This window comes from Pseudobythopirellula maris, assembly GCF_007859945.1.
In the GTDB taxonomy this organism is placed as follows: Bacteria; Planctomycetota; Planctomycetia; order Pirellulales; family Lacipirellulaceae; genus Pseudobythopirellula; species Pseudobythopirellula maris.
On record NZ_SJPQ01000004.1, the window covers coordinates 294,802 to 320,105 of the forward strand.

At 61.5% G+C, this 25,304-nt stretch carries 16 protein-coding genes; 7 read left to right on the forward strand and 9 right to left on the reverse strand.

Annotated features, from left to right (window positions below; all coding sequences use genetic code 11):
• The first annotated feature begins 625 nt into the window (after nucleotides 1–625).
• From Mal64_RS17370 to Mal64_RS17380, 3 genes are all read left to right on the forward strand, one after another.
• A complete protein-coding gene (locus Mal64_RS17370) occupies nucleotides 626–1,903 on the forward strand; it encodes a tyrosine-type recombinase/integrase (protein WP_146402677.1) in 1,278 nt (425 codons plus the stop codon).
• Nucleotides 1,904–2,286: 383 nt separating this feature from the next.
• Nucleotides 2,287–3,519, forward strand: coding sequence for a tyrosine-type recombinase/integrase (locus Mal64_RS17375; RefSeq protein WP_146402680.1), 1,233 nt, complete (start codon nucleotides 2,287–2,289; stop codon nucleotides 3,517–3,519).
• 472 nt (nucleotides 3,520–3,991) lie between these two features.
• On the forward strand, nucleotides 3,992–6,712 hold the full coding sequence (locus Mal64_RS17380; RefSeq protein WP_146402682.1) for an AAA family ATPase: 2,721 nt from the start codon (nucleotides 3,992–3,994) through the stop codon (nucleotides 6,710–6,712).
• A 157-nt stretch (nucleotides 6,713–6,869) separates the two neighbouring features.
• Here the strand turns inward: Mal64_RS17380 and Mal64_RS17385 are convergent, their stop codons facing one another.
• Nucleotides 6,870–8,351: a TolC family protein gene (locus Mal64_RS17385; protein WP_146402685.1), complete on the reverse strand. Its 1,482-nt coding sequence runs from the start codon at nucleotides 8,349–8,351 to the stop codon at nucleotides 6,870–6,872.
• Nucleotides 8,352–9,182: 831 nt separating this feature from the next.
• On the opposite strand from Mal64_RS17385, the gene Mal64_RS17390 reads away from it, so the two are divergent.
• The 4 genes from Mal64_RS17390 (at nucleotide 9,183) to Mal64_RS17405 (ending at nucleotide 16,261) form a co-directional block, all read left to right on the forward strand.
• Nucleotides 9,183–10,859, forward strand: a complete 1,677-nt coding sequence (locus tag Mal64_RS17390; protein ID WP_231993831.1) for an efflux RND transporter periplasmic adaptor subunit — start codon at nucleotides 9,183–9,185, stop codon at nucleotides 10,857–10,859.
• Nucleotides 10,849–14,364: an efflux RND transporter permease subunit gene (locus Mal64_RS17395; protein WP_146402687.1), complete on the forward strand. Its 3,516-nt coding sequence runs from the start codon at nucleotides 10,849–10,851 to the stop codon at nucleotides 14,362–14,364. The genes Mal64_RS17390 and Mal64_RS17395 overlap by 11 nt, the downstream gene beginning before the upstream one ends.
• A gap of 71 nt (nucleotides 14,365–14,435) precedes the next feature.
• Entirely contained in the window at nucleotides 14,436–15,551 is a 1,116-nt protein-coding gene (locus Mal64_RS20245; protein WP_231993855.1) for a hypothetical protein, read from the forward strand.
• A 92-nt stretch (nucleotides 15,552–15,643) separates the two neighbouring features.
• The gene (locus Mal64_RS17405; RefSeq protein WP_146402689.1) at nucleotides 15,644–16,261 is read left to right on the forward strand and encodes a hypothetical protein; all 618 of its coding nucleotides are present in this window, start codon (nucleotides 15,644–15,646) and stop codon (nucleotides 16,259–16,261) included.
• Between the two features lie 18 nt (nucleotides 16,262–16,279).
• On the opposite strand, the gene Mal64_RS17410 is transcribed toward Mal64_RS17405, so the two are convergent.
• The 8 genes from Mal64_RS17410 to Mal64_RS17445 all read right to left on the reverse strand — a co-directional run bounded on the left by Mal64_RS17410 (nucleotide 16,280) and on the right by Mal64_RS17445 (nucleotide 25,213).
• Nucleotides 16,280–16,567 (reverse strand): metal-sensitive transcriptional regulator, encoded by a 288-nt coding sequence (locus Mal64_RS17410; RefSeq protein WP_146402691.1) that lies wholly within the window; start codon nucleotides 16,565–16,567, stop codon nucleotides 16,280–16,282.
• Between the two features lie 62 nt (nucleotides 16,568–16,629).
• Nucleotides 16,630–17,967, reverse strand: a complete 1,338-nt coding sequence (locus Mal64_RS17415) for an APC family permease (protein WP_146402693.1) — start codon at nucleotides 17,965–17,967, stop codon at nucleotides 16,630–16,632.
• An 86-nt stretch (nucleotides 17,968–18,053) separates the two neighbouring features.
• Nucleotides 18,054–18,455, reverse strand: a complete 402-nt coding sequence (locus Mal64_RS20490; RefSeq protein ID WP_391570438.1) for a four-helix bundle copper-binding protein — start codon at nucleotides 18,453–18,455, stop codon at nucleotides 18,054–18,056.
• A 35-nt stretch (nucleotides 18,456–18,490) separates the two neighbouring features.
• Nucleotides 18,491–20,032 carry a copper oxidase gene (locus Mal64_RS17425; protein WP_146402697.1) on the reverse strand — a complete coding sequence of 514 codons (1,542 nt, stop codon included), beginning with the start codon at nucleotides 20,030–20,032 and terminating at the stop codon, nucleotides 18,491–18,493.
• A gap of 41 nt (nucleotides 20,033–20,073) precedes the next feature.
• The gene (locus tag Mal64_RS17430) at nucleotides 20,074–21,447 is read right to left on the reverse strand and encodes a TolC family protein (RefSeq protein WP_146402700.1); all 1,374 of its coding nucleotides are present in this window, start codon (nucleotides 21,445–21,447) and stop codon (nucleotides 20,074–20,076) included.
• 244 nt (nucleotides 21,448–21,691) lie between these two features.
• Nucleotides 21,692–22,342, reverse strand: a complete 651-nt coding sequence (locus Mal64_RS17435; RefSeq protein WP_231993833.1) for a MauE/DoxX family redox-associated membrane protein — start codon at nucleotides 22,340–22,342, stop codon at nucleotides 21,692–21,694.
• 192 nt (nucleotides 22,343–22,534) lie between these two features.
• On the reverse strand, nucleotides 22,535–22,729 hold the full coding sequence (locus tag Mal64_RS17440; RefSeq protein WP_146402702.1) for a hypothetical protein: 195 nt from the start codon (nucleotides 22,727–22,729) through the stop codon (nucleotides 22,535–22,537).
• Nucleotides 22,730–22,732: 3 nt separating this feature from the next.
• Nucleotides 22,733–25,213 (reverse strand): heavy metal translocating P-type ATPase, encoded by a 2,481-nt coding sequence (locus tag Mal64_RS17445; protein ID WP_146402704.1) that lies wholly within the window; start codon nucleotides 25,211–25,213, stop codon nucleotides 22,733–22,735.
• Nucleotides 25,214–25,304 lie beyond the last annotated feature (91 nt).

The following is a 25,304-nucleotide window of genomic DNA, read 5'->3' on the forward strand; positions in this document are numbered from 1 at the left end:
CCGACCATCGAACCGCCATGATTCGGGTGTCAAAGCTACTTCGGAAACTGGCAACGAGGTTGTCGGTTTTCTACTCTTGGCGCCGCTGGCGTCTGAGCACTACTAAGAACCATGTCGAATTCTCTACTAAAAACAGTGCGCGTGGCTGCGCGGGTGTCCCCTGAGGCAACGATGGGGGGGTGGTTTAGTAGCCGCCTGACAACGCCAGTGCAGCCACGCGCTCTCTTTCCTCTCGCCACTCTGGCGGAGGATGAAAGTCTCTCACGATCAGTACGCATGCGCTCACAGCTACGGCGATAGATGCCGACTACGTTGCCGTAATCCAAGTGCTGCCCGGCGACCGGGTACTCGTGTCGACCCGTGGCCTGCGCCGGGTCATCGATGATCGGACCGGCGCCGTGCTGCTATTCGGACTGCGAGAAGCCCGTCCGCGCGATCCGTGCGGCGTCGACCGACGAGCTACAAACAATCGAGGGGCTGATTCACTGACCGCAACGCTGGCCGCTCCGATTGGGGCGGCCGGCTTTCCAACCTCAATGCAAACACACACAGGAATTCCATGGCAAGTCTAAGCAAAGAGAGGGGACGACCCCGCAAGTCAGGCCCCCGCCGTGACGGCTGGCGCGTGCTGGTGTTCGTCGACGGGGATCGCAAGACTATCCGACTGGGGGCGATACCCAGAAAACAGGCCGAGGCCATGCTGCGGCATATCGAGGCCCTGGCGGCTTCGCTGCTGGATCACAGCGCCCCGCCAGAGGCCACGGCCCGCTGGCTTGCGGAGCTGGACGAGAAGATCAGAGAACGGATCGTGCGGGCCAGCCTGGCCCAGCCTCGGCATAAGCCCAGGGGCGTGACCGTGGGAGAGCTGATCGACCACTATAAGCGTCTTAAGTATCAGAGTGATGGGGCGGGGGGGTACGCTCAGGGCACGATCAACGTTCACGAAGCCGCCTTCGCGTCGATGCTCGGCCACTGGCCGGCCGATACGGTGGTTGCTGATATTTCTGGCGGCGACTGCGACGACTTCGTCGACTGGATGAGCCAGAAGGGGCTCGCCGAGGCAACCATCCGGAAACGGTCTGCGATCGCTAAAAAGCTCCTGGGCTACGCGGTCAAGAAACGCTGGCTGGACCGGAACCCCTACGAAGATTCGGGCGTGAAGACTGCGAGCGTGGGCAATTCGGCCAGGCAGGTGTTCATCCCGCCAGCGGATGCCCTGAAAGTCCTTCAAGAGTTGCCAGACACGCAATGGCGGCTGCTGTTCGTCCTGAGCCGATTCGGTGGCCTCAGGGTGGGCAGCGAGCCACGGCAATTGAAGATTGGCCACGTGAACGCCGCGGCCGGCACGCTGACCGTCCCAAGCCCCAAGACGAAGCGTTACCAGGGAAAGGCAGAACGAATCATCCCGCTCTGGCCCGAGTTAGAGCGGCTTATCACCAAACGATTCCACGAAATGGAGGAAGGGGAGGAAATGCTGCTTCCGTTCCTGCGGGGCCGGACAGACGCCTCCCTCCGAAAACCCATGTTCGCGGCCATCCAGCGGGCAGGCCTCCAACCGTGGCCGCGACTCTGGCACAACCTGCGAAGCTCACGGCAGACGGAACTGCTGGGGCCGCACTACCGTTGCAACATGGTTGAAGTCTGCGCGTGGCTGGGCAACAGCGAGGCCGTGGCGAACCGGCACTACGTGCAGGCGACAGCCGACGGATTCTCGCGTGCGGCGCAAATTGCGGCGCTGCCAGAGACCGCATGGGGCGACAGCGAGCCCGAAGCGGTCGAAGGGCAGGGGGCCAAACGCCCTGTTATCGTCGCTCCTGCGCTGTCCGGCGGTTCCTCGCAGAAAAAAACGATAGCCGAGGCGGGACTCGAACCCGCACGAGGGTTACCCCCCACCGGATTTTAAGTCCGCGATTCTTGTATTTCTTTTGCATTGCTTTTGGACACTTAATGCGTACCTGCGCCACTCTAAACGGCGTTTTGGTCGATCGATGCCTACGGTCGCATTGGAGTAGCGGGTAGCTTGGATCGCCCGTATTGTTCCGAATTTGTTCCGAGTTGCTTCATCCACTGGATTGTGATTCCGAAGGTCGGGGGTTCGAGACCCCTCAGCCACCCTTTATCTGGCAACGACTTACGTCGATTGGCCCCCCGGCCCCTTGGGCCACCTGACACGGATCTGACACACCGTGGCGCCCGTGTGGCGGTCACATTGGTGGCCCGTCATTGGGCAGTAGGAAAGGATGATTGCGTCACAAGAACGCTCTCTTTCGCTCCCACTGCCCCCAAATGGCCAGCCTCGAAATCGACCCCCGTTCGGGTCGCTACCGTGTCCGGTTCCGCTACGCCGGCCAGGAGTACAAGCGGTCGCTCCGCACCAAAAGCCGACCCGTCGCCGCCGCCTCTCTCGGGCAGGTAGAGGAAGCTTTGCGGATGATCGAGATGGGGCTGGTTGAGCTGCCCCAGGATGTGGAGGAGGGCGCTTTTATCGTCTCGGGGGCCCGGGTCCGGAAAGCCAGGCGGCAGCCGTCAAAAGTGCAGACGTTGGACGACCTGTTCCGCGTCTATCAAGCTGAACTCCCGACCGGGTCGAAGGAGCCGCGGACGCTCGCCGGCGAGCGTTTGCACTTCAAGCACCTGCTCCGGCACTTGAAACCCAAGACCCGGCTGGCCGCGATCACGCCACGCACCGTGCAGGGTTACGTCGAACTCCGCTCCAGAGACCAGTACGCCAAGCGATCAATCACCCCCGACACGATCAAGAAAGAGATCACGACCCTCCGGTTGGTGTGGAACTGGGCGAAGCGGCAAGAGTACGTCGAGAACCCGCCACCGATCAGCCACGTGATCTACCCGAAGCGGGATGAGAAGCCCCCCTTCCAGACCCTGGCGGAGATCCAACGGGCCGTCAGCGGGGGCAAGTTGTCGAAGGCTCAAGAAGCCGCTCTTTGGGAATCGCTCTTCCTAACCCGCCCCGAGGTCGATCGCCTGCTCGACCACGCCTCAAAGCAGGCCGGGCTTCCGTTTGTCTACCCGATGTTCGTGCTCGTGGCCCACACCGGGATGCGACGCAGCGAGCTGCTCCGCGCCGAGAAGGCCGACTTTGACTTTGAGGGCCGCACCATCTTAGTCCGAGAGAAAAAGCGTTCGCGCAAGCACGCCCTGAGCTTCCGCCGGGTTCCGATGACGAATCTGCTGGGCCGGGTGTTCAAGCAGTACTTCGCGGAACACCCATCCGGTCCGTACGCACTGACGCGAGACAATGATCAGCCGTTGACCACCGATGCAGCCGATCACTTCTTCGAGGTCGCCTTGAAAGGTTCGGCTTGGCAGGCGGTCCGGGGCTTCCATGTCTTCCGGCACTCTTTTGCGTCGAACGCCATGGCAGAGGGCATCGACCAACGCATGATCGACGCCTGGATGGGCCACCAAACCGAAGAGATGCGGCAACGCTACCGTCACTTGGCCCCGACCCAGCAGCAAGCCGCTATCGACGCCGTGTACCGAGACGAAGCGTCTTGAGACCTGAAACTTGCGCCGTAAAGAGTCTCTAGTATCGACGACGGCCGGCGAGAGTCTCGGTCGGTTCGACATCGGTCACAAGGTACGACAGCGAGAAGCACGCTGCTTGATCAACCGCTACGGCGTTCTCGTCTCCCGCGAGCGTAGACTGCCTTGCGTCGAAGCACCGTGCGGTGGAGATGGCTAGTGAGTCAACACAATGGCTCTGAAGCGTGACGAACACTCCTCGGCGTGTCGGGCCGACGCAGGTGAAAGCGGTCGCGAGTTGTACTACCGGATCGTCCGTAGCTCGACACTAGGGGCAAGTCCGCTATAATGCGTGCCTCCGTTGGATGCCTATTCGTAAAGGAGACGTCCATTCGCTACTCAACGCACTGATCTTCTGAAGCAGCTCGTCGCCGGGGGTACCAACGGAAACCGTTGGTATAAGGTCAACCTCCACGCACACGGCCTCGGGCATTCCGCCAAGGACATGGTCTCCGAGGCACGTAAGGCCGAGATCGACATTCTTGCGATCACGGACCATCAGACATTCGACGCCTACGACAAAGTCTACGCGGAGTCGAAGACCGAAGGCCGAGCACTGACCGTGCTGCCAGGCATCGAGATCACGACTCACGAAGGCGTCCACATCATCGCGATCTTCCCGCAGGAATACTCTGCGAGGCAACGCGAGCACTTCATCGGCTGGCTGGAGATCCCCGGCACTGGCGATACCAAGATCGGCTCGAAGAAAACGGTCGATGAGGTACTCCAGCATATCGTGGAAGAGGGCGGAATCGTCGTTGCCCCGCACCCGTGGACGCCGAATATTGGCTTCCTGTCCTGTTCGCCGAAGATACAGACTCGCGTTAATTGGCTAGAGACCGGACACATCAAGCTAATTCAGGTCAAACAGGACGCGCACGCCAACAAGGTCACTTACATCGGCCACGACAAGGACGGCACTTGGGTCAACCGCTACGTCCTCAGCTCGGCGTCACCTAAGCAGATAGCAGAGAGCACCTACTGCTTGGCTCCGTTCAACCGTAGCGACGCACACAAGCCGTCAGAAATTGGCGACGGATGTTCGTGGTTCCGCATGGAAGCTCCGACCATCGACGGCCTACGACAGGTGGCTTGCGAGCCTCGCACCCGTATCTCACTAGATGAACCGCTGGCTGCCGTCCACGATTGCATCCTCGCCGTCCGTGTCCACGGCGGGTACTGCAAGGATCAGACGTTCTGCTTTAACGAATCGCTGAACTGCATTGTCGGTGACAACCACGCCGGCAAGTCAGCCGTCTTCGACTTTATCCGGTTCGTGCTCGGCCACACTGAAGACCCGACCGACAGTAATTCGCGGCTGACACTGCTGCGGCGCTTGGACAGTATCCTGCAGGCCGAAAACAAGGTCGAGCTGTTCTTGCGCTCCAACGGCGAGTACTACGTTGTCGAGCGTACGTTCCGACCAACTACGAACGGCAGGGACGTGACCGGCTGTTGCGACCTAGCGATTGCCTACGTGTACGACGAAGAAAACGAGAATTTAGAACCGGCAGACGACTTTTCCTTCCAGATCGAGGTCTACGAGCAGGGTCGGATCGGTCTCCTTCGCAGTGACATCGACAGGCAGCTGGAAATGCTCGACGAGTTCGCAGAACTCAACAGCACGAAGGCGAATCGCGATGAACTTTTCGGGAAGCTGACGACCAATGCCACTGCCCTGAAGCCGCTCAACGCTGAGCGTGAGACACTGAAGACCGAGATCGCAGCGCTCAAACGGCTGGAGGAGGAGCTGGAGGGCTTCAACGAGCAGCTGCCCGACGAAGCAACGGAAGGCGAATGGGGCAACGCGGTTGCCGTTGTGGATGGGATCACCGGCGCCGTGGAAACTATCACACTCGCGGCAGCGCAAATCCCAGACCCCGCCGTCCCGAATGAGCTGGCCGACGAAGACGACGTACTGGTCCAGCTCTTCTCTCAATCGCTTCCGGCCGTACCGGCTGAGAACGTAGCCGACCGGGATGCCATCGAGGCTTGGCGTGAAGACGCCCAGAAGGGTCTAAAAGAGATCGAGACCACCCGAGCGCAGCTGGTGGGTGCTATCAAGAAGCTCAGCGCTACTCATCAGTCGCATCTGAAGCCTTGGAAGGCGAAGCACGCCGATCACGAGAAAGAGATTGCCGAGCAACTGAAGAAGAGCGGCGTCGAATCACCGACCCAATTACGCCAACAGATCACGTCACACCGCGCGAAGATCCGCAAGATCAAGGAGAAGGATCAGCCCCGGCTGGGGAGCGTGGAGACGGAGATCAGCCGACTGGAGAATGAACGAGATACGCTGCGCACGCAACTGAAGGCCGCGAACACCACGATTTCGAAGACGCGCTCAGAAAAGGCCGAGGAACTGAACGGCACCTTCGATAAGAAGATCATCGTCAACGTGGAGGGGGGTGGCGACCAACGAGAATACCTTGAATCGCTGCGTGAAATCTGCGACGAGATCACCAACCAATACCAGCGAATCCAGAAACGCGAACAGCACCTGCAAGCCATTGCTTCAAACGTGACACCGTTGGAGCTGGCCGAGGCTATCTGCAATGACGGCAAGGTTATCAGCCGATCTGGTTCGCCGTCGTTGACCGACTTGTGCGAGATCACCAAGAACACGCAGGAAGTGCTCTGTACGATTGGGTCCGACATCGAGTTAGTCAACAAGATAGAGATCGTTGACGTTCCCGATGTACCGCGCATCAAAGTCAAACGTGAGGGCGAAGAAACCTACGCGGATCTCGCCACCGGGCTTTCACCGGGCGAGCAGAGCGCAGCTATCCTGACGCTGGCGCTTCAGACGCGATCGCGGCCCCTCATTGTTGATCAGCCGGAAGACGAGCTAGGTTACTCGTACGTCGTCAACCTGATCGTTCCCAAGATGCTGAGGGCGAAGTTCCTGCGGCAGCTGATCGTCGTCACCCACGTCGCCAACATTCCCGTCCTCGGGGATGCCGACTACGTGATCAAGCTGGAGAATCGGCCGCACGCCGATACCGGCCGTCAGTGCGTCGTCGTTGCCGAGGGCTGCTTCGAGCGATCAGAGGTCACAACCGCCGTGGTGCAGCTCGAAGGTGGTGAGCAAGCGTTCCGGTTTAGACAGCACCGATACTCGCTCACAAGGCTGAGCGAAGTCGTGCCAGCCAAGGCCGTGCAATAGAAGGCGGAATCAGCCGTGGCTGAACCGCCAGTCGAAGCCGCAGACGTATCAGTCTGACGTACTCTCATACTATGGCAAGTAGCAGAGGTGCGAACGTACACAGGACGTAAACGCCGAGGTCGCTTGTCACCGCTTAGTGCCACTGGAGAGACATTCGTCACTCCGTCGTATCGACCCCGCAACCGACGGCTCGCTCTAGCTGAGCGATGGCCCCGGCGAGCGTGGCTTTGGTCCGGGCGACTTGTAGTTCGATCATCAGCAGTTCGGTGAAGCCGGCGGTGACCTCACCGAAATCGACGAGGCGGCCCCGGTAGTCGGCCGAGGCGAGTTCGAGAGCCCGTTTAGATCGGGGCATCAGGCGATTCTCGTACAGGTCGAGTTGCTGCTGGGCTGCCTGCGCCTGTTCGTTGTAGCGGCGGATGCGGCGGAATGTGTCGTCGCGTGTATCGGCGTACTCGCGTGACGCGGCCGCGAAGGCAGCCGACGCTTCGTTAATCCCCGCTCGGATCCGATCTCGCCAAATCGGCAGCGTCAGCCCCACCGCGAAGCTGATGTTGTCGTGCCCGTTGGCGACTGGGGAGATGGCGTCGCTCTCGGTGATGGTTTGCCAGCCAACTCCGAACGTGAAATCAGGACGCTTCTGCAAGCAGGCAAGCTCTTGCTTCTGCCGATCACGTGAGATCGCCCATCGCTGCTCGTTCAGGCTGGGGTTGTATTCGAGCGCGAGTGCGAACAAGGCCTCACGTTGTTGCTCAACGCCGGTGAGGTCGATGGTCTCAATCGGCTCGATGCCTTGCGCGCTCGGCTGCTGCGTCAGGGCGGCGAGGTCGGCCTGTGCGAGCGCTTTTTGCTCGGTCAGGCTGATCAACTTCGAGTCGAGATTGTCAACTTGCAGTGAAGCACGCAGCACGTCCTGCTGACTCCCGCCGGCGGCGTTTCGGGCCTCGGCGAGCTTGACCAGTTCGATCGCGATCTCACGGTTCCGCTCGGTAATCCCGATCGCGCGATCGGCGAACCAGAGTTCGTAGTAGGCAAGCCGGACCAGCTCTTCGATCTCCAGCTCGGCCTGCCTGATCTTCGTTGCGGCGATTTGGGCCTCCCTTTCGGCGATCGCCCCTTTCACTTCGCGCTTAGCTGGCCACGGGTACTTCTGCGACAGCGACATCGTGTTGCCAGCCCGACCGCCCGCTGTTTGCAGAGCCTGATCCGAGATCGGAAAGAATGTGTTTGACAGCATCGGATCATCGAGCGAACGGGCTTGCTCCGGCCGCCAGGTTGCCGAGGCGTACCGTGCTCGGGCCGCTCTCACGCGGGGGTGCTGAACGATTGCTACGGCGACCAGTTGCTCGACCGGTTGTCGGGCCGGGGGGGTTGGCGTTGAGCTGAGCCGAATCACCCCGGGCTGGACCGGTTCTAGGGTAGGTCCCCCATCTGGGAGGCTTACAGCCACCGCCTCATCCCGTTCCGCCGCGGACTCGAAATCAACGAGGACCGCCCGATGGTCAGCAGATGGCGTGGTGGGCTCGACGCAGGCGTCCCCTTGCCCCAGGGGCGCACGGCAGCCAGCCAAGAGTGAGAGTCCCGCGACGACGATTCCTAGCGTGGATAGGCTCCACACGCCCTGTTCTTGCTTATCCATGCGTTCGGAATGGCTATTGAGACAGTCGCCGCGAGGTGCTCAAGCGAACTACACTTGCTGTGGTGGGGCATCCTGCCGATAATACCCCCCAGAGGTATCTGCGTTACCAACCTATCGACCGGTCCGTTGATCAAGTCCCGTGCAATCCGTTCGGCCGTCAAGCTCTTCCTGATCGGAATGCTAGCGTTGCCGCTGCACGGTCTTCCGCGAGCACACGGCTCGACTTGCACTACCAAAGCAGGCGTCGATGCGACTTGTGCCGGCTGCGGCTCCTGTCCCGTGACGCAGGTAGGTCAGCGTTGTGGCTGTTGCTCGAAAATGCGGAAGCCTGCCGTCACCCGACCGCCCAAGGCGACTTCGGGATGCTGCAGTAAGAGGGACAGCGGCCAACAGGAGAGCCGCTCATCCGACGCCGGAAGTGACTCTGGTTCTGTTGGCGAGGGTTGCTTGTGCGTGAAGCCCGCCGAACCCGCTTTTCCGGAGAGCGACGCCCGACCCGTCTTGAAGCGGCTTGCCGAACAGCTGCAAGGGGCGGTCGTTCGGCTACCAAGTCGATGGCTAGCCGATTCATCTGAGCGGCGTGAGTATCTCATCGATCCAGCCGTCGAGCCGTCCAACGGACGCTTAGCTCGGCTTGGCGTTTGGCGTATTTGAGTCGCTAGCGCCCCAGGTGCGCGCCGAGCCATCCGCCGGCGCAACGACGACACGCCTTTTCTGGGCGGTCGTATCACAGGGAAGCCTTCAGTTGGCTGCTGCGCGCCGCCACGAATCCGTTGGTCACGATCGAGAACTTGATCGTGACCTGCTCTCCCGTCTCGTGAGACCTTACGCATGAAAACCGCTAACGAGTTCGTCCGTGGCGAGACGCAATCATCGTCGCGACCCGGGGCCATGCGTAGCTGGGTTGCCCGCACGACGAGGCAGGCCGGCATCGCGGTTGGTGCGATGGTGCTCTGCCTCTTCTTAGTCGGCTTGAGCCAACGCATTGGATGGATCAGGAGCGCCGACGGGACAGCGTCGGCGCCCGAATCCGTTGAGGCGGCGACGGCCGAGTTCACCTGCCCAATGCACCCGGAGATACGCCAAGACGCCGAAGGCAAGTGTCCGATCTGCGGGATGGCGTTGGTCCCTGTAGCGGTCGCGTCCAGTAAAGAAACTCCTGAGGTTAAGGCCGACGCCGAGAGCGAGCGCTACATCTGCCCCATGATGTGCACGCCACCGCAGGGCGAACCGGGCAAGTGCCCGGTCTGCGCCATGGATTTGGTGCTCGCCGAAGCGGGGGGGGGCGGGGAGCGATCGGTTTCGATCGACGCCGCGGCGCGACGCATCCTCGGCATCCGCACCGCCACGGTTCAGCGCAAGCCGGCCTACCGCACGATCCACAGCATCGGCCAGCTCGCCTATGACCAGGAGCGGATGGCGACAATCGCGGCCTACGTTGATGGTCGCTTAGAAGAGATGTACGCCGAGTACGAGGGCGTCGAAGTGGCCAAAGGTGACGACTTGGCGCTCGTCTACAGCCCGGCGCTCTACTCGGCCCAGGTTGAGTACCTGTCGAGCCTTGATACGCCGGCTCTTTCGGTGCTTGGCAATCGGAACGACAAGTTGAGCGAGGTCGCTCAGGACAACCTGCAAGAGTTGGGGATGACCCCGTCGCAGATCGATCGGCTGCTGACGACACGGCAAGCGGATAAGCGACTCCGAATCACCTCGCCGATCACTGGCACCGTTGTCAAGCGTTTCAAGGTCGAAGGCGACTACCTCAAGACGGGCGAGCCGATCTACCGTGTCGTTGATCTCTCAACCGTCTGGTTGATGCTCGACCTCTATCCAAGCGACGCCGCCCGGGTCCGGTTCGGCCAAGAAGTCCAGGCCGAAGTCCAATCCTACCCCGGCGAGGTTTATACCGGACGGGTTGCCTTTATCGACCCGGTGGTCAGCGACAAGACCCGGACAGTCGGCGTGCGGGTTGAGCTGTCGAACTTCGATGGCCGCCTCAAGCCGGGCGACTACGCCACCGCGACGATCCGCGTCCCGGCGATCCCACTTGATGAGGTCTATGACCCGGCCCTCGCCGGCAAGTGGATCAGCCCGATGCACCCCCAGATCGTCCGCACCGAGCCGGGGGTCTGCCCGATCTGCCAGATGGACCTCGTCCCGACGACGCGCTACGGCTACGCGGCGCAGCCGCCAGCAGATGACGGGGAGATCGTCGTGCCGCGGAGCGCTGTGTTGATGGCTGGCGACAACTCCGTCGTTTATGTCGAGACCAAGCCGGGCGAATTCGAGCTGCGGGAGGTCACGATCGCGGCCCTCACGGATGAGTCGGCCGTCCTGCTCGACGGGTTAACGGTGGGCGACACGGTGGCGACCGACGGCAACTTCCTCATCGACTCCCAGATGCAGCTCGGTGGCAAGCCTTCTTTGATGGACCCGAGCCGCGGCGAAGACAAGAACGAGGCCGACGCCCCCATGCCTGCCATGACGGAGGCTCCTCATGCTCACTAATCTCGTGAGGTTCTGCGTCAAAGAAGCCTGGCTGGTTGTCCTGCTGGCGGTGGGGTTGAGCGTCTACGGCTGGTACAGCTACCGGACCGTGCCGATCGATGCGATCCCGAACATCGGCGAGAACCAAGTCATCGTCCTAACGCCTTGGCCGGGACGTTCACCGAAGGACATTGAGGACCAAGTCACCTATCCGCTGAGTGTCTCGTTGCTTGCCGTGCCGGGCGCGGAGAGCGTGCGCGGCAAGAGTATGTTCGGCTACTCGTTCGTCCAAGTCACCTTCAAGGACTCGGTCGATTTCTACTGGGCGCGTAGCCGAGTCTCCGAACAGCTGGGATCGGCCGCCGGCCAACTTCCCGATAGCGTCGTTCCTCAGCTCGGACCCGACGCAACCGGACTCGGGCAAGTCTACTACTACGTGCTGCGCCCACCCCCAGAGGGCATGAGCCTCGCCGAGTTGCGGTCGCTTCAGGACTTCGTCGTGAAGTTTGAGTTGCAAGCGGTGGAGGGGGTCAGCGAAGTCGCTTCGATAGGCGGCTACGTGCGTCAGTATCAGATCGAGGTCGATCCCGACCGGCTACGATTCCACGGTGTCGCGTTGGATCAGGTGGTTTCGGCGGTGCAGGGATCGAACGTCGATGTCGGCGCTAAGACCGTCGAGACCAGCGGCATGGAGTTCATCGTCCGTGGCAAAGGATTCCTGGGCGGCGACGGTGACGCAACCAAGGCGATCCGCGACATTGAGCAGACCGTCATCCGCCAGCAAGACGGGGTGCCGCTGAAGGTGGAGGACGTGGCTCGGGTGCAGTTGGGGCCCGACTTCCGCCGGGGTGCGCTCGACTACAACGGGACCGAGGCGGTCGGTGGCGTGGTCGTGATGCGGTACGGCGAGAACCCGCGGCAGGTAATCGACCGCATCAAGAAGCGGATCGAGCAGATCACGCCCGCCCTGGACGGCGTCACGATCCACGGCGTTTACGATCGGACCGGGTTGATCGATGAAACGATCGGCACCCTGACGACCGCCCTCCGCGAAGAAATCCTCATCACGGGGGTCGTGATCCTGCTCTTCCTGCTGCACATCCGCAGCAGCTTCATTGTCGCCGCCACGCTGCCCGTCGCGGTGCTGTTGGCGTTCGTCGCAATGAAGACCCTTCACATCGACGCCAACATCATGTCGCTTGCGGGCATCGCGATCGCGATCGGAACGATGGTCGATATGGGGATCATCGTCTCAGAGAACATCTACCAGCACCTCGCCGAGTGGGAGCAGGCGGGCGAAGAGGGGGGCTCTGAACGCCGCAGCCAAGTCATCGCTGACGCCGCGACCGAGGTCGCCCCGGCGGTCGTGACCGCTGTGACAACCACCATCGTCAGCTTCCTGCCGATCTTCTTCCTGACGGGCCGCGACTACAAGCTTTTCAGCCCGCTAGCTTGGACCAAGACCTTCGCCATCGCCGCGGCGTTGGTCGTCGCTGTGACCTTGGTGCCGGCGCTCGCCCGACTCTTGCTCCGCAGCGCTCGCTGGCCACGCTCTGCGAACCTCGCCGTGGCTTTGGTCGGCGGCGTTCTGGGCGGTTTGCTGGTTTCTCTGCTATGGACCGAGGCGATTGAGGCCGAGTACGGCGTCGCACCGCTTATCGCAGTCTCCTTATCCGTCGCCTTAGGCGGGCTCGGTGGCTACCTGCTCACTAGGGAGCGTATCCGACCGATCGAGGAGAGCTTCGTCAGTCGCGCAATCGTGAGAGCGTATGTGCCCACGCTCAACCTTTTCCTACGGAATAAAGCCGCGTTCCTGGTGGTCCCGGTCTTGATCATGGTCGTTGGGCTGGGGGGTTGGATCGGACTGCCAACCGTGATGCGGCCTTTCGAGCGGATCGCCACGGTCCTCGGCGTGAAACCTAACGAATTGCCGGGGTACGTCGATCTAAAACACACTTTTACCGGGCTAAAGAGTGACGACTGGATCGCGCTAGACGAGGGGAGTTGGTTCTACATGCCGACCCTTTACCCAGCCGCCAGCTTCAGTCAAGCGATGCAGGTGCTCCAAGCTCAGGACGTGCTCATCGGGCAGATCCCCGAAGTCCAGGACGTGCTCGGCAAGATCGGCCGCGTCGAGTCGGCCCTCGATCCGGCGCCCGCCGCGATGGTCGAGACCTACGTCATGCTCAAGCCGAAGGACCAATGGCGTGAGGGCGTCACTTCCCGCGACGTGTGGGACGAGATCAACGCGGCCGCGACGCTGCCGGGCGTAACACCCGCCAGTCCGCTTCAGCCAATCGAGGGCCGTGTCGTGATGCTCCAGAGCGGCATCAAGGCGCCGATGGCGATCCGCATCTACGGCGACACGCTCGCGGAGCTGGCCGACGCGGCGGTCTCGATCGCTGAGCACTTGCGTGGCTCGCCGTATGTGAACCCCGCGACGGTGAACCCCGACATCGTGCTGGGTAAGCCCTACATCGAGTTCACGGTCGATCGCGCCGCCGCCGCTCGCTACGGCATGTCGGTGCAGATGGTCAACCAGGTCGTCGAGACAGCGCTCGGCGGCATGAATCTGATCAAGACCGTCGAGGGCCGTGAACGCTACCCGGTCCGCATCCGCTACCGCCGCGACCTGCGGGAACGCATCGACCAGTTGGAGAGCCTGCCGGTCGTCACCCATGGCGGGCAGGTCATCCCGCTTGGCGAGCTGGCGAAGCTAGAAACTACGTGGGGGCCCGGCGCCATCAACAGCGAGAACGCCCGATTGGTCGCGCACGTCGCGTTCGCTTCGAGCGGTGTGACGGGTGACCTCGAATCGGTCGCAGCGATTGAGAAGTCGCTGCGTGACGCGATGGCTTTGCCTGAGAACGATCCCTCGCGGCTGGCGTTGCCGGCCGGCTACTCGCTCGAAGCGGTCGGCAGTTTCCGCAACCAGATCGAAGCGAACCAGCGGCTGATCTGGCTAGTGCCCCTGGTAGTGTTGATCAACCTGCTGGTGATCTATCTCCAGTTCCGCCACGTGCCGATCACGCTCGCGGTCTTCGCCGGCATCCCGGTGGCGTTTGCCGGCGGGATGATCGCCCTGGCGTTCGCCGGCGCTGAAATGAACACCGCTGTCTGGGTCGGCTTCATCGCTCTGTTCGGCATCGCGGTGGACGACGGGGTGGTGGTCGCCACCTACCTCGATCAGGTCTTCAGTCGCGTGAGGCTCAACAGCGTGCAGGACATCCGAACCGCGACGATCGAGGCAGGCATGCGCCGCATCCGACCCTGCCTGATGACAACGGCAACCACGGTCCTGGCGCTCGTGCCGGTGCTCCTATCCACCGGGCGAGGCGCCGATGTTGCTCACGCGATGGCGTTGCCGGTGTTTGGCGGCATGATCGTCGAGCTGGTGACGCTGTTTGTCGTTCCGGTCGTCTACTGCGGCTACAAGGAAATGAAGATGCAGATGGGCCTTCCGGATCGGCACTGGGCCGGCACCGAGTCGGCCAAAGAAGTCTCAGAACTCGTGCCAACGGCGTAAGGAAGCGTCCGCGGCGATCAATCTAAGAAGTGAACCTAGGGAGAGAAACGATGAGAGTCCTCAATTACTTGGTGCTCGCTTGCGGTCTTGCAATCGCGGTACCTGCATTTGCTCAGCATGATCAAGCAACGCACGGGTCCGGCCACAAGATGGCTGCGCAACAACCACCGGTCGCTCCCCCAGCACCAGCCGTTGCCGATGACCAAGGCCCTCACGGCGGTCGGCTGGCCGACGTCGGCGCGATGCAGATCGAAACCGTGATTGCTCCAAGCGGAATTCGACTCTTCGCCTATACCGAGCAGAAGAATCCGCTTGATCTACGCGATGTCCGTGGCGTGGCGACGCTTCAGGTCCAGGGCGACGCTAAGCGTTATCGGTACGACCTTTTCGCTGAGACACGCTCCGACGGCTCGGCCGAAGCGTTGGCGGTGGCGGTTGATCTCTCGCCGATCGCCGGTCGTCAAATTGAACTCGACGTCCAGCTCGCCGGCCTCTCCGGTCCGCAAGATCAGCCGGTCCGATTCCAAACGACCGCGGTTGCCCCGAGGACCGAAGCCCAGCAGGTAGCGGCCGCCATCGCCGAGCAGAGGGTCTGCCCCGTCAGCGGCCAACCGTTGGGTTCGATGGGCAAGCCGATCCCGGTGCAAGTCGGTGATCAAACGGTCTACGTTTGCTGCGCGGGCTGCATTGATGCCGTCAAAGACAACCCGTCTCAGTACGTGATCGGCAAGCCCGATCTCAAGGTCGCGCCGGCCACGGAAGCCGACACGGCGGCGATCGCGGCCCAGAAGCTCTGCCCCGTGATGGACGAGCCCCTCGGCTCAATGGGGACGCCGCTCAAGGTCACCGGCTTGCCGCGTGATGTCTATCTCTGCTGCAAAGGATGTCTGAAGTTCTTGGAAAAGGAGCCGCAGAAGTACCTTGCCAAGCTGCCCACTGCGAGCGGTACGGCGAAGCCAGAGATCACCAAGGCGACCGCGGCGGACGCCCCATTTGTAGCCGCCCAAAAGCTCTGTCCCGTGATGGATGAGCCGCTCGACGCGATGGGCGGGCCCTACCGGACCGTTGTTGAAGGACGGGTGGTTTACCTGTGCTGCCCAGGCTGCGCGAAGAAGCTGCACGCCAACCCCCAGGGCTACCTCCAGAAGCTAGCCCAACAAGGCGTCGAACCGCCGCGGGTTCGATAAGACGCGATTCTCGCGGGGGCGGCGACGTGCCGAGGGGAGGTCCTCCTACCCGGAGCGCCCCGTCGCCCCCGCCCTTTTTGGAGAATGACACGATGTCTTTCTGGCTAAAACGGTTTGCCTACCGCTGCTTGCAACGCGTCATGGTGCTCGAACGGGTCACCGTGATGATCGCCGAGACTTCTAAGCTCGCGGCAGAGTCAATCAACGGGCAGGCGGAGCGGATTTCAGTAGCAAAGCTGAAGCGATTCATCGAAAGCGGCGAGGCTCGCTATTGCGAGGAGCTTGTCGAAAGACTCGACGACCCAAGACTCAGTTGCTTCGCTGTTACTGCCGCCGAAAGGCTAAGCTCGTTTGCGTGGTTCTTTCAAGGCTCGGCAGAAGCCGGCATGAACTACGGTCGATTGAAAGCTACGGCTACCGCGATCGAACTCGACGAGCGTAGCGTTTTCGTTTTTCACGCCTACACGGCCGCCGATTCGCGTGGCGTCGGATTGATGAGAGAAGTCCTTTGCTGCGCCGCCAACGAGCTAGCCGAGTCCAGCGGCGTTAATTGGTTCGTCGCGACGACGGAGAGCCTCAATACCTCGGCACTCCGTGCCTTCGGCAGAACGGGCTTCCAGGAGATCGGTCACTACACGCGTTATGGCATCGGCCGCCGAGTGTTCGGAAGCTACCCGAAACCCGTCCCGCCGATCCAATCTTTTGGATAGCCAGACAGGTCAGCTGGATCAGTCGGTTACGCGGCCATATTTCTGGAAGAGGGAGGCTAGCTCTTCGAGCATTGCATCGCGCTTCGCCTCGTCGTCTCCTTCGAGGGCGCTCTGGATGCAGGTTTGGACATGCGTCTCTAGGATCATCCGGCCCACTTTGCTGAGGGCGCCGTTGGCGGCGGCGATCTGGGTGAGTGTCTCGACGCAGTAGGCGTCTTCGTCAATCATCCGCTGAACGGCCGAGACTTGCCCCGCGATCCGCCGCAGGCGATTGCCGATCTTCGTCTTGTCGTCGTCGGAGAGCACGGGGGCAGCAACTCACGGTGTCGGGTGGAATTACCCAGCTTACCTGTCCGAGAGGAGCAGGCCTAGCTGGTTGTCTCTGCCGAGCGTGACTCGCCATGCTTCCAGCCGAGAAACCACCGCTCGCCGCCGAAGATCAACAAGAATCCAGCCGCCCCAATTGCAAGCAGCCACGGATCGGCGGCCCCCTTCACGGCGATCAAGGCACCGAGCACGACCAAGTCGAGCCCAATCGCGGTCAGGAGAACCGGCCCACTGGCCCCGATCTGTTCGCGTAGGCTCCGATAGATACCCCAGTGGATCGCGATATCCATCACGAGATAGAAGAACGCTCCGAGGGCGGCGATCCGGCTGAGGTCGAAGAAGATCGTCAAGACGATCGCCAGCACGACCGTGTAGACGAGCGTGTGCTTCTGCACGTCGCCGGGCATCCCGAAGTGGCGGTGCGGGACCAATTCCATCTGGGTGAGCATCGCCAGCATCCGCGAGACCGCAAACACGCTCGCAATCACTCCCGAGATCGTCGCCACAATCGCCAATCCGACCGTGAAGTAGACCGCTGCTTCGCCAAGAGCCGGCCGTGCTGCTTCGGCCAGGACGTAGTCTTTGGCGGCGACGATCTCGTCGAGGCTCAGCGATCCCGCCACCGCCAAAGCGACCAAGGCGTAAGTGGCGACGCAAATCCCAATCGAAATCATAATCGCACGGCTGACATTCTTCTTCGGCTCGACCAACTCGTCGCCGTCGTTGGTGATAGTCGTAAAGCCCTTGTAGGCCAGAACGCCGAGAGCGGTCGCCGCCAAGAAGCCTGTCACGGAGGCTTCTTTTGCTGACGTGACCGGCGCGAACGATCCGCCCGAGAGCCAGAGCCCGATCCCCGCGAACAGAGCGATGCCGCCGATCTTGATCACCGCGGTCACCATCGACATCCCGCCGATCCATTGATTGCCCATCAGATTAACGGAGAAGGCGGCTAGCAGCAGACCGACTCCAAGGGCCGGCACGAGCCACGAGTCCTTTGGGGCATCAAACAGCTGGAGCGTGTAAGCGCCGAACGTCCTCGCGACGAGGCTCTCGTTGATGACCATTGAGAAATACATCAGCAACGAGCAACCGGCCGTGATCGTACCTTCGCCGTAGCACTTCTTGAGGTACATCGCGATGCCGCCCGCGGATGGGTGGGCGTTGGACATCTTCACGTAGCTATAGGCACTGAATGCCGTGACAACCGCCGCCGAGAGGAAAGCTATCGGAAAGAGACCGCCCGCTTGCTCGGCCATCTGCCCGGTCAAAGCGAAGATGCCAGCACCGATCATGACGCCGGTGCCCATCGCCACCGCACCCGGCAGCGAGAGACTGCCAGATTCGTACGAGTTGTCTGTGTCGTCAGAACTTGAGGGCATCCTGTGGCCTGTCGATACTTAGAAGGAGGAGGCAGCCCAGTCGCCCGGGCCGCCTCCAATCGGGTGCATTGAAAGACCGACCCGGCTCAAGCTGCAACAGCTTGGCAGCTCTCCGCGCACCGGCGACAACTCTCGGCGCACTTCTGGCAATGGTCGTGGTCGTGGGCGCCGCACTGATCGGCACAGTACTGGCAAACCTCAGCACATAATTTGCAGAACGCTCCGGCGTGCTTACCACCGATCGCCATCGCCTCGACGCATGCCCGGCAGATCGCCGCACACTCTAGACAGCACTTCGGGCAGTCGTTCATCGACTCCTTGCCCAGCATGCCCTCAACGCAGGCAAGACAGTCGGCGAGGCAGACGTTGCAGGCCTCGATACAGTCCTGGTAATTCGCAGTCACAGTAGCCATCGAAAAGGTCTCCCTAGATCTGGTTTTGGCGATCAAATCGCCGAAATGGACAACCAGACCCAGAGCAAACCGCATACCACCCGGGGGTATCCGGCGTAATGCGAAGTGGCCTACCCGTGCGACATCTTCATGGCCGGGTGGTAGACGCTCGGGTCGCCGAACCGGCGGACGATCTCGGTGAAGACCGAGCCTGGCTCGACCGGCTCATCGGTCTCCATGACGAGGTGGTAGAGGTCCTCGGGCAACACTCGCACCGCCAGCATCAGGCCCATAATCGCCATCGGCCAGTCGGCCCTCATGCCAAGGGTCTCGCGGCGGCCGACGATCCGGTCGCTCATCATCATGTCCATGCTCATTCCCTTCATCTTTTGGGGATATCCAGGCACCGCGAAGCCGGGGTCGGAGTTCTGGCTGGACACGCCGGGCGAGCGGTCGAGGTTCGCGAGGTAGGCATCGACGGATTGGTGAGGCCGGACCCGCGGGCCGACCTGCTCGGTCATGTGGTTCATCATGTGATGCACCATGTGGCAGTGCATCATCCAGTCGCCCGGATTGTTGGCGATGAACTCGAAATCGGAAGCCTGAGCTACGGCGATCAGCTCGGTATTCCGCGGGATCCAAGCACTCTTAGGAATCCTCGCCCCTTCGTGCCCGGTGACCCAGAACGTGTGGCCGTGCAAGTGGATCGGGTGGTGCTGCATCGGCGAGAAGTTGAGGATACGGATCCGCACGCGCTCACCGTGCTTGACGACTAGCGGCGAATTAAACGGACCGCTGCGGCCGTTGATCGTGTGCCAGCTCCAATCCATCGCCCAGCTGTCAGAGACCGTCTGGCCCGGTTCGATAGCGAAGTTCTGAAAGATCAACCCGAAGTCGCGATCGACCGGCGGGTCCCAGTCCTTCTTCGGGTGGACGATAAACCAGCCGACCATGCCGAATGCTTCCTGCATGGGAATGTGAGAGTGATAGAAGAAGGTTCCCTCTTCGTGGATGTCGAACTCGTAAACGAATGTCTCTCCTGGCTCGATGAGATTCTGGGTTAGCTCCGAAGCGCCATCCCACTGCACTGGCAACTCGAATCCGTGCCAATGCATCGACGTTGGCTCGGGGAGTTCGTTCTTGGCGACGATCCGGACCCGATCGCCCTGCGTGACCTCGATCGTCGGCCCCGGCATGCTGCCGTTGTATCCGTAGACGTTCATCTTGTAGCCGGGCAAGAATTCGGCTTCGACGGGCGTCGCGCGGAGGTGAAACTCCTTGACGCCCCCCTTCATCTCGTACGGCAAGGACGTGATATCCGGCGCGACGAACGGCGCCCGACCCGCCGACGGATCTCGCAGCCCCGGCACAAGCTTGCCAAGGTAATAATCGCTGTCGGGGCTGTTTCCCCGGCTCGGAGCGAAGCGCCGGAAGCCGTCGTACTCGTCCTGTACGCCCGTTGGGCGACCCAACGACGGATCGCCGATCGGCTTTGGCAGCTCGGGCGACATGCCATTGTGGCCTTTCATGCCACGACCGCCACCGTCCATTGCATGACCGCTGTGCTGCGCCGCGGCAATCGACGAACCGGTCAACGCCCCGCCCGCGGCAAGCGCCGTCGTGCGGAGGAACTCACGGCGTGGCGGACGGCTGGGCTCTTGGGGTATGCTCATCGTGGGCAGAGGGGGGTTCGGGCTTGAGTGTTCCGTGATGATTATCGCGGCCGCGGCGTCGCGTCGATGTGGCCGGCCGGAGTACTCCCCTCAGCGGCCATCAGGCCGTCGTGGAGCAAGTAGCCCGCTATCAAGACTTCGTGCGTGCGGGCTTCCAGCAGGTTGTCGACCTGCACAAGCTTGGCGTCGAAGTAGTCGTGCTGCGCCATCAGCACCTCGGGCCAATCGACCCGATCGCGTTTGTAGCTTTCGAGCAGCTCGGCGTACGCCGCCTTCGACTCGGGCAGGATCACCCGCTCGTACTCGTAGGCGTGCTGCAGCGATGAGAGATACTGCTCGTAGGTCATCGCCAGCCGGTTCCGCAGCCTGAGTTCGATCCGTCGGAGTTCTTGCTGCTGTCGGGCGTAGTCGGCTCTAGCTTGACGTATCGTACCCTGGTTGCGGTCGTAGATGGGAAGCTCTAGTGACAGCCCGGCGACGGCGACCGTCTCGCCCGCCTCGAAGTTGTATCCCGCGCCGCCACGCGCCACGAGATCGGGGACCCATTCGACACGCTCTCGCTCAACCGTCGCCCGATCGACGGCGAGCTTCGCCCTGGCTGCCGCGACCTCGGGGCTTTCAGCAAGCAGACGCCCCAGTTCGCTTTCAAAAGAGGTTGCCTCGCGTTCGGGCGTCAGACTCCCTTCGACAGCGCCTTCTTTGAGCGCCACGCCGACTAAGGCCGTGAGTCGACGGAAGCTTTCCCGCTGAGCGTTCTCCGCTCGCATCACACTCAGCCGAGCACGCTGTAGCGTGACGTTCGCCCTCCGTACCTCGGGTCGGCGCACCTGTCCCATGTTGTACGCTTCTTGAGCGGTGACCGCGGCGTCCTCGCTGCTCTTGAGCAATTCGCGTCGGATCGCCAGCGTCTCGCCGGCTGCCAGGGCCCGGTAGAAGTGGAGCCGCACGTCGTTGCAGACGCGGAACTGCTGAACCGTTGCTAGGTGTTCGGACACATGGGCCCGACGTAGGTACTTCTCGCGACTCAGCCGGAGCTTGCCCGCGGTCACGAAACGCTGCTCTAAGACACCGCCTTGAAACTCGCCAGGCGAGTCCTTGTTCCCTTCCACATCAACGCCGATCTGCTCGGCTTCGTAAGAGAAGACGGGGTTCGGATAGAGGCCGGCTTGCTGTGCTTTGCCCAGCTCGGCCGAAATATGGAGCTGCGCCTGCCGGAGCGTTGGGTTGTTCTGTCCGGTAAGCCTCAGCAGCTCGTTGAGCGTGTAACTTGACGGGGCGAACTCTCCATCGCGGGGCGTATCGATCCGCAACTCGGGGCCGGGCACGGTCGGGATCGCTGGCGGATTGGTGAACGCCTTCGCCGCTTCTGGCGGGATTGGCGCCCGCGGGGGAGCAACCAGCTCTTGCGCCGTCATCGTGCCGCAGCACACGGCGATTGCCCCTAGGGCTGCGACTATCTTCGATGACCGGGGCATAAGCACCGTGAGCTGACTTTCGGGCTGGCTTTCGGAAGGCTCTACCTAACCGGTATCGGCGGAGTACCCCCTGGGGGTACATCTGCGTGGCCAGTTTCTAATCAGTCCGGGCGCCGCCGCTGTGAAGGTTTGAGGCCTGCAATATTCGACGGACGGCTGGTCGTCTGGGTTACCAGCTGGTAGATCAGGCTCCAACCGCCCTTGCCAGCATCGTGATCGCCATCGCTAGCATGACGCTGTTCTCGACGATCGTGACGGTCGACATCGGCAGGTTGAAGACGGTGCCTAGGCAGGCGCATTGGATGGCTTGCTTGCGGAAGACGGCCTGCACGACACCGACCAGCCCAACGGCCATGATCACCGCGGTCACCCCGTTGGCGACCAGCGGCAGCACGCCACTCACGAACAGGACTCCGAGCCCAAGCTCAATCCACGGGTACGCCAACGCGTAGCCGCGTGAGCGTTTAGCGATGATGTCGTAGCTAGAGAACGAGTCCGCAAAGGCGGGGATGTCGAGCAGCTTGAAGAATGCGAATCCGAGAAAGAAGAAGCCCATGAAGTAGCTCATCGCCCGCGGCCAAACGAAACCGCCGTGGATCGATTCCGCGGCGGCTGTAGCGCCCAGTACGTAGGCGATTACCAGCAAGAGCGGTTTGTAGTTGGATAGCTTGAACGCCGAGTCAGCCTCACTTGGCGGTTCGATAGGCTCCGTCGATGCTCGATCGACCGGTGTCGCCTGATAGCCCGCGCCTGCCATCAGATCAACAACGCGACTCTCGGCAGACGCTTCTGACAAATCGACGGTAAGGGGCTTCCCCGGATCGTCAAGGTCCACGGACCAGTTAAGCACTCCCGACTCATCGTCTAACAACGGGCCGACTGTCGCCAAGCACTTCTGGCAACGCAAGTTGGTCTCAAATGTTTGTCGCATCGAACTACCCCTCGTGCCGTTCGTTGGTTCTTTTGAATGCGTCCGTAATTGGTGGCCAATCAAGCGTACGTACCGATCTAGGTGCTGGTTTGGTCTCTAGAGCTGGTGCCACGCCGGTGTGTGCCTCACCCACGGGCACAGCATGAACCCAAGGTAGAAGAGCGCGAGCAAGACTCCCGCTGCGATCCAAAGGTTCCTCTTGGGCTTTCTCAGCGTGTCCAGCAGGTAGTAGATGAAGAAGTACCAGGCTCCGGCTTCGAGCAGGCCGAGGACGAGGTGTTTGACTTCCATTCGTTAGCTCCCGTCGGTAGATGGTGATGCGTAGGCGAGCAGGCGGAGTGCGTTGAACACAACAACAAGCGTCGAGCCTTCGTGGAGCGCTACCGCCGGGCCGATGTTGAGACCGAAGATCGTTGCCGGCACAAGAAAGGCGACCATTCCGAGGCTCATCCAGAGATTCTGGCGGATGATGCGGCGAGTGGCACGGCTCAGTCCGATTGCCAATGGCAGATGGTCGAGATTGTCCGCCATCAATGCGACATCGGCCGTTTCAAGGGCGACGTCGCTACCGGCTGCTCCCATTGCGATACCGACCGATGCGGACGCCATCGCCGGTGCGTCGTTGACGCCATCGCCGACCATGGCCACCCCGGCGTCGCTATTGAGTTTCTTAATCTCATCGACCTTGTCCTCGGGCATCAGGTCGCCTCGCGCTTCATCAATGCCAACCGCTTTGGCGACCGCATCGGCCACCTGCTGGTTGTCTCCGGAAATCATGATCATTCGCTTGATGCCAAGTTTTCGGAGCCGCGAGATCGTTCGCTTGGCCGCTTTCCGTGGAGTATCCATGAGCCCAATTACGCCGAGGTAGCGGTCGGCATACCGCACGATCATTGTTGTGCGTCCCTCGCTCTCCAATGACTCGACGGTCGAGCGGATCGGATAGGGAAGCGACGGGCCGTCAACCTCCGAGAACAACTCGTCTTTGCCAATGAAGACAGGTCGTCCATCTACTTCTGCCTGAACCCCACGGCCGGTGATACTCTTGAGATTCGCCGCCTTTGATAGGCCATCTCTCTCGGTTCCCAACTTTGCTTTTCCGTCACGAACGACGGCTTTGGCGAGCGGATGCTTGCTGAGGTCTTCTACGGCGATGGCGATACGCAGAAGCTCCTCTTTACTTACACCGTCCGCGGGTCGCACATCCGTCATGCGAGGCTTGCCTTCGGTCAGGGTGCCTGTCTTGTCGAAGGCGATCGCGTCCAAGCGGCCGAGACTTTCCAAAGGGCCGCCCCCCTTTACGAGCACACCACCACGCGCCGCGCGGGCCACACCGCTCAGTACCGCACTCGGTGTCGCGATCGCCAAGGCGCAAGGGCTAGCTGCGACCAAGACCGCCATCGCACGATAAAAGGAGTCGCTGAAGGCTTCATCGAGAACGAGTGGTGCGAAGAGGAGCAGCACGACGGTGGTGATCACCGCGGGCACAAAGTAACGCTCAAACCGCTTCGTGAACTTCTGCGTTGGCGAAGTGCGTGTCTCCGCTTCGTTGACCATCGTGACGACACGAGCGAGCGTGTTCTCGGCGGACGTCTTGGTTACTTGGACCTCGATCGCCCCCGCCTGATTTATGGTGCCCGCGAAGACCCGGTGGTCGGATGCGACGCCTTCCGGGTCGGCGGCAGCAGACTCCCGATCGGCGACCGGTAGCTTGTCAACGGGCGCGCTTTCACCGGTGATCGGGGCTTGGTCGATGCTGGTTTCGCCACGGACAACAAACCCATCGGCCGGCAGCCGCTCGTCGGGCTTGACGATGGCGATGTCGCCGACACGCAGTTCCTCGACAGCAACTTCCAATTTCTGTCCGTCACGACGCACGCGAGCTGTACGGGGGGCGAGTTCCGAGAGCGCTTTGATCGCGCGTTTGGCACGGCCCATCGCGAAGCCTTCCAGGGCGTGACCGATGCTGAACAAGAATAGAAGCAAAGCGCCCTCAGCCCATGCTCCAAGCGTAGCCGCACCGGCAGCAGCCACGATCATCAGGAAATCGATCTCGAACTTCCCCGCCCGGATCTTCTCAATCGCTTCTGCGACGGTGTAGTAACCACCGAACAGATAAGCGGCGCCATAACAGACCAGCGGCAGCCAATCGGTGGCTCCCGTGACCATCTCCAGCAGCCAGCCAGCCAGCAGAAAGACGCCGCAAAGCACCGCGAAAATGAGTTCGCTGCGAGGCCCGAAAATCCCACCGTGGGCATGTCCGTGCCCGGCATGATCGTGATCCTTCTCGTGGCCCTCATCTTCGTGACTATGGCCGGTATGGTCATCGGACTTTTCCCCGGGCTGCTTCGACCACTCCCCGACAGCATCCTCAATCTTGTCTACGCTAATGAGTTGGCGATCGTACTCAACACGTAACGTGCCGCCCGGCGACACAACCACTTCGAGCACTCCATCAAGGCGACCAAGTCGAGATTCGATGGCAGACGCTTTGCTAGCGTGCATAGCCCCTATCCGACGCACCGCGTGTCCGTATCGAGCTTCCAGCCTCGCACCTGCTCGACGCGTAATATCGCGAACATCGGTCAGCGACAGGATTGATGGATCAAAATGGATACAAAGCTTGTTGGGCCGGTTCTCGTCGCCCTCAATGCTGTGGGCGTCGTCGATGCCGATCTTTGTTCCAAGTTGCTCCGTAATCCGCTGGACGCACTTGTCCTGTAAATCGGGGACACCGGGGAGAACTACACCGAGTACGATCTGTTTCTTGTGCATATATTGCTTTACTGTGGGGGACCCATCCCAGATTCTTCAACAGTGTTTCCAGCACCGAGCTATCCGTCTTGTCGGCAGGGAGTGAGATGTG

Bases quoted from the DNA above. Each gene is read 5' to 3' on its own strand.
- Mal64_RS17380 (WP_146402682.1), top strand. From the start codon at position 3,992: ATGGTCTCCGAGGCACGTAAGGCCGAGATCGACATTCTTGCGATCACG.
- Mal64_RS17440 (WP_146402702.1), bottom strand. From the start codon at position 22,729: ATGGAAGTCAAACACCTCGTCCTCGGCCTGCTCGAAGCCGGAGCCTGG.
- Mal64_RS17430 (WP_146402700.1), bottom strand. From the start codon at position 21,447: ATGACGGCGCAAGAGCTGGTTGCTCCCCCGCGGGCGCCAATCCCGCCA.
- Mal64_RS20490 (WP_391570438.1), bottom strand. From the start codon at position 18,455: ATGCGGTTTGCTCTGGGTCTGGTTGTCCATTTCGGCGATTTGATCGCC.
- Mal64_RS17385 (WP_146402685.1), bottom strand. From the start codon at position 8,351: ATGGATAAGCAAGAACAGGGCGTGTGGAGCCTATCCACGCTAGGAATC.
- Mal64_RS17425 (WP_146402697.1), bottom strand. From the start codon at position 20,032: ATGAGCATACCCCAAGAGCCCAGCCGTCCGCCACGCCGTGAGTTCCTC.
- Mal64_RS17415 (WP_146402693.1), bottom strand. From the start codon at position 17,967: ATGCCCTCAAGTTCTGACGACACAGACAACTCGTACGAATCTGGCAGT.
- Mal64_RS17445 (WP_146402704.1), bottom strand. From the start codon at position 25,213: ATGCACAAGAAACAGATCGTACTCGGTGTAGTTCTCCCCGGTGTCCCC.
- Mal64_RS17375 (WP_146402680.1), top strand. From the start codon at position 2,287: ATGGCCAGCCTCGAAATCGACCCCCGTTCGGGTCGCTACCGTGTCCGG.
- Mal64_RS17405 (WP_146402689.1), top strand. From the start codon at position 15,644: ATGTCTTTCTGGCTAAAACGGTTTGCCTACCGCTGCTTGCAACGCGTC.
- Mal64_RS17395 (WP_146402687.1), top strand. From the start codon at position 10,849: ATGCTCACTAATCTCGTGAGGTTCTGCGTCAAAGAAGCCTGGCTGGTT.
- Mal64_RS17390 (WP_231993831.1), top strand. From the start codon at position 9,183: ATGAAAACCGCTAACGAGTTCGTCCGTGGCGAGACGCAATCATCGTCG.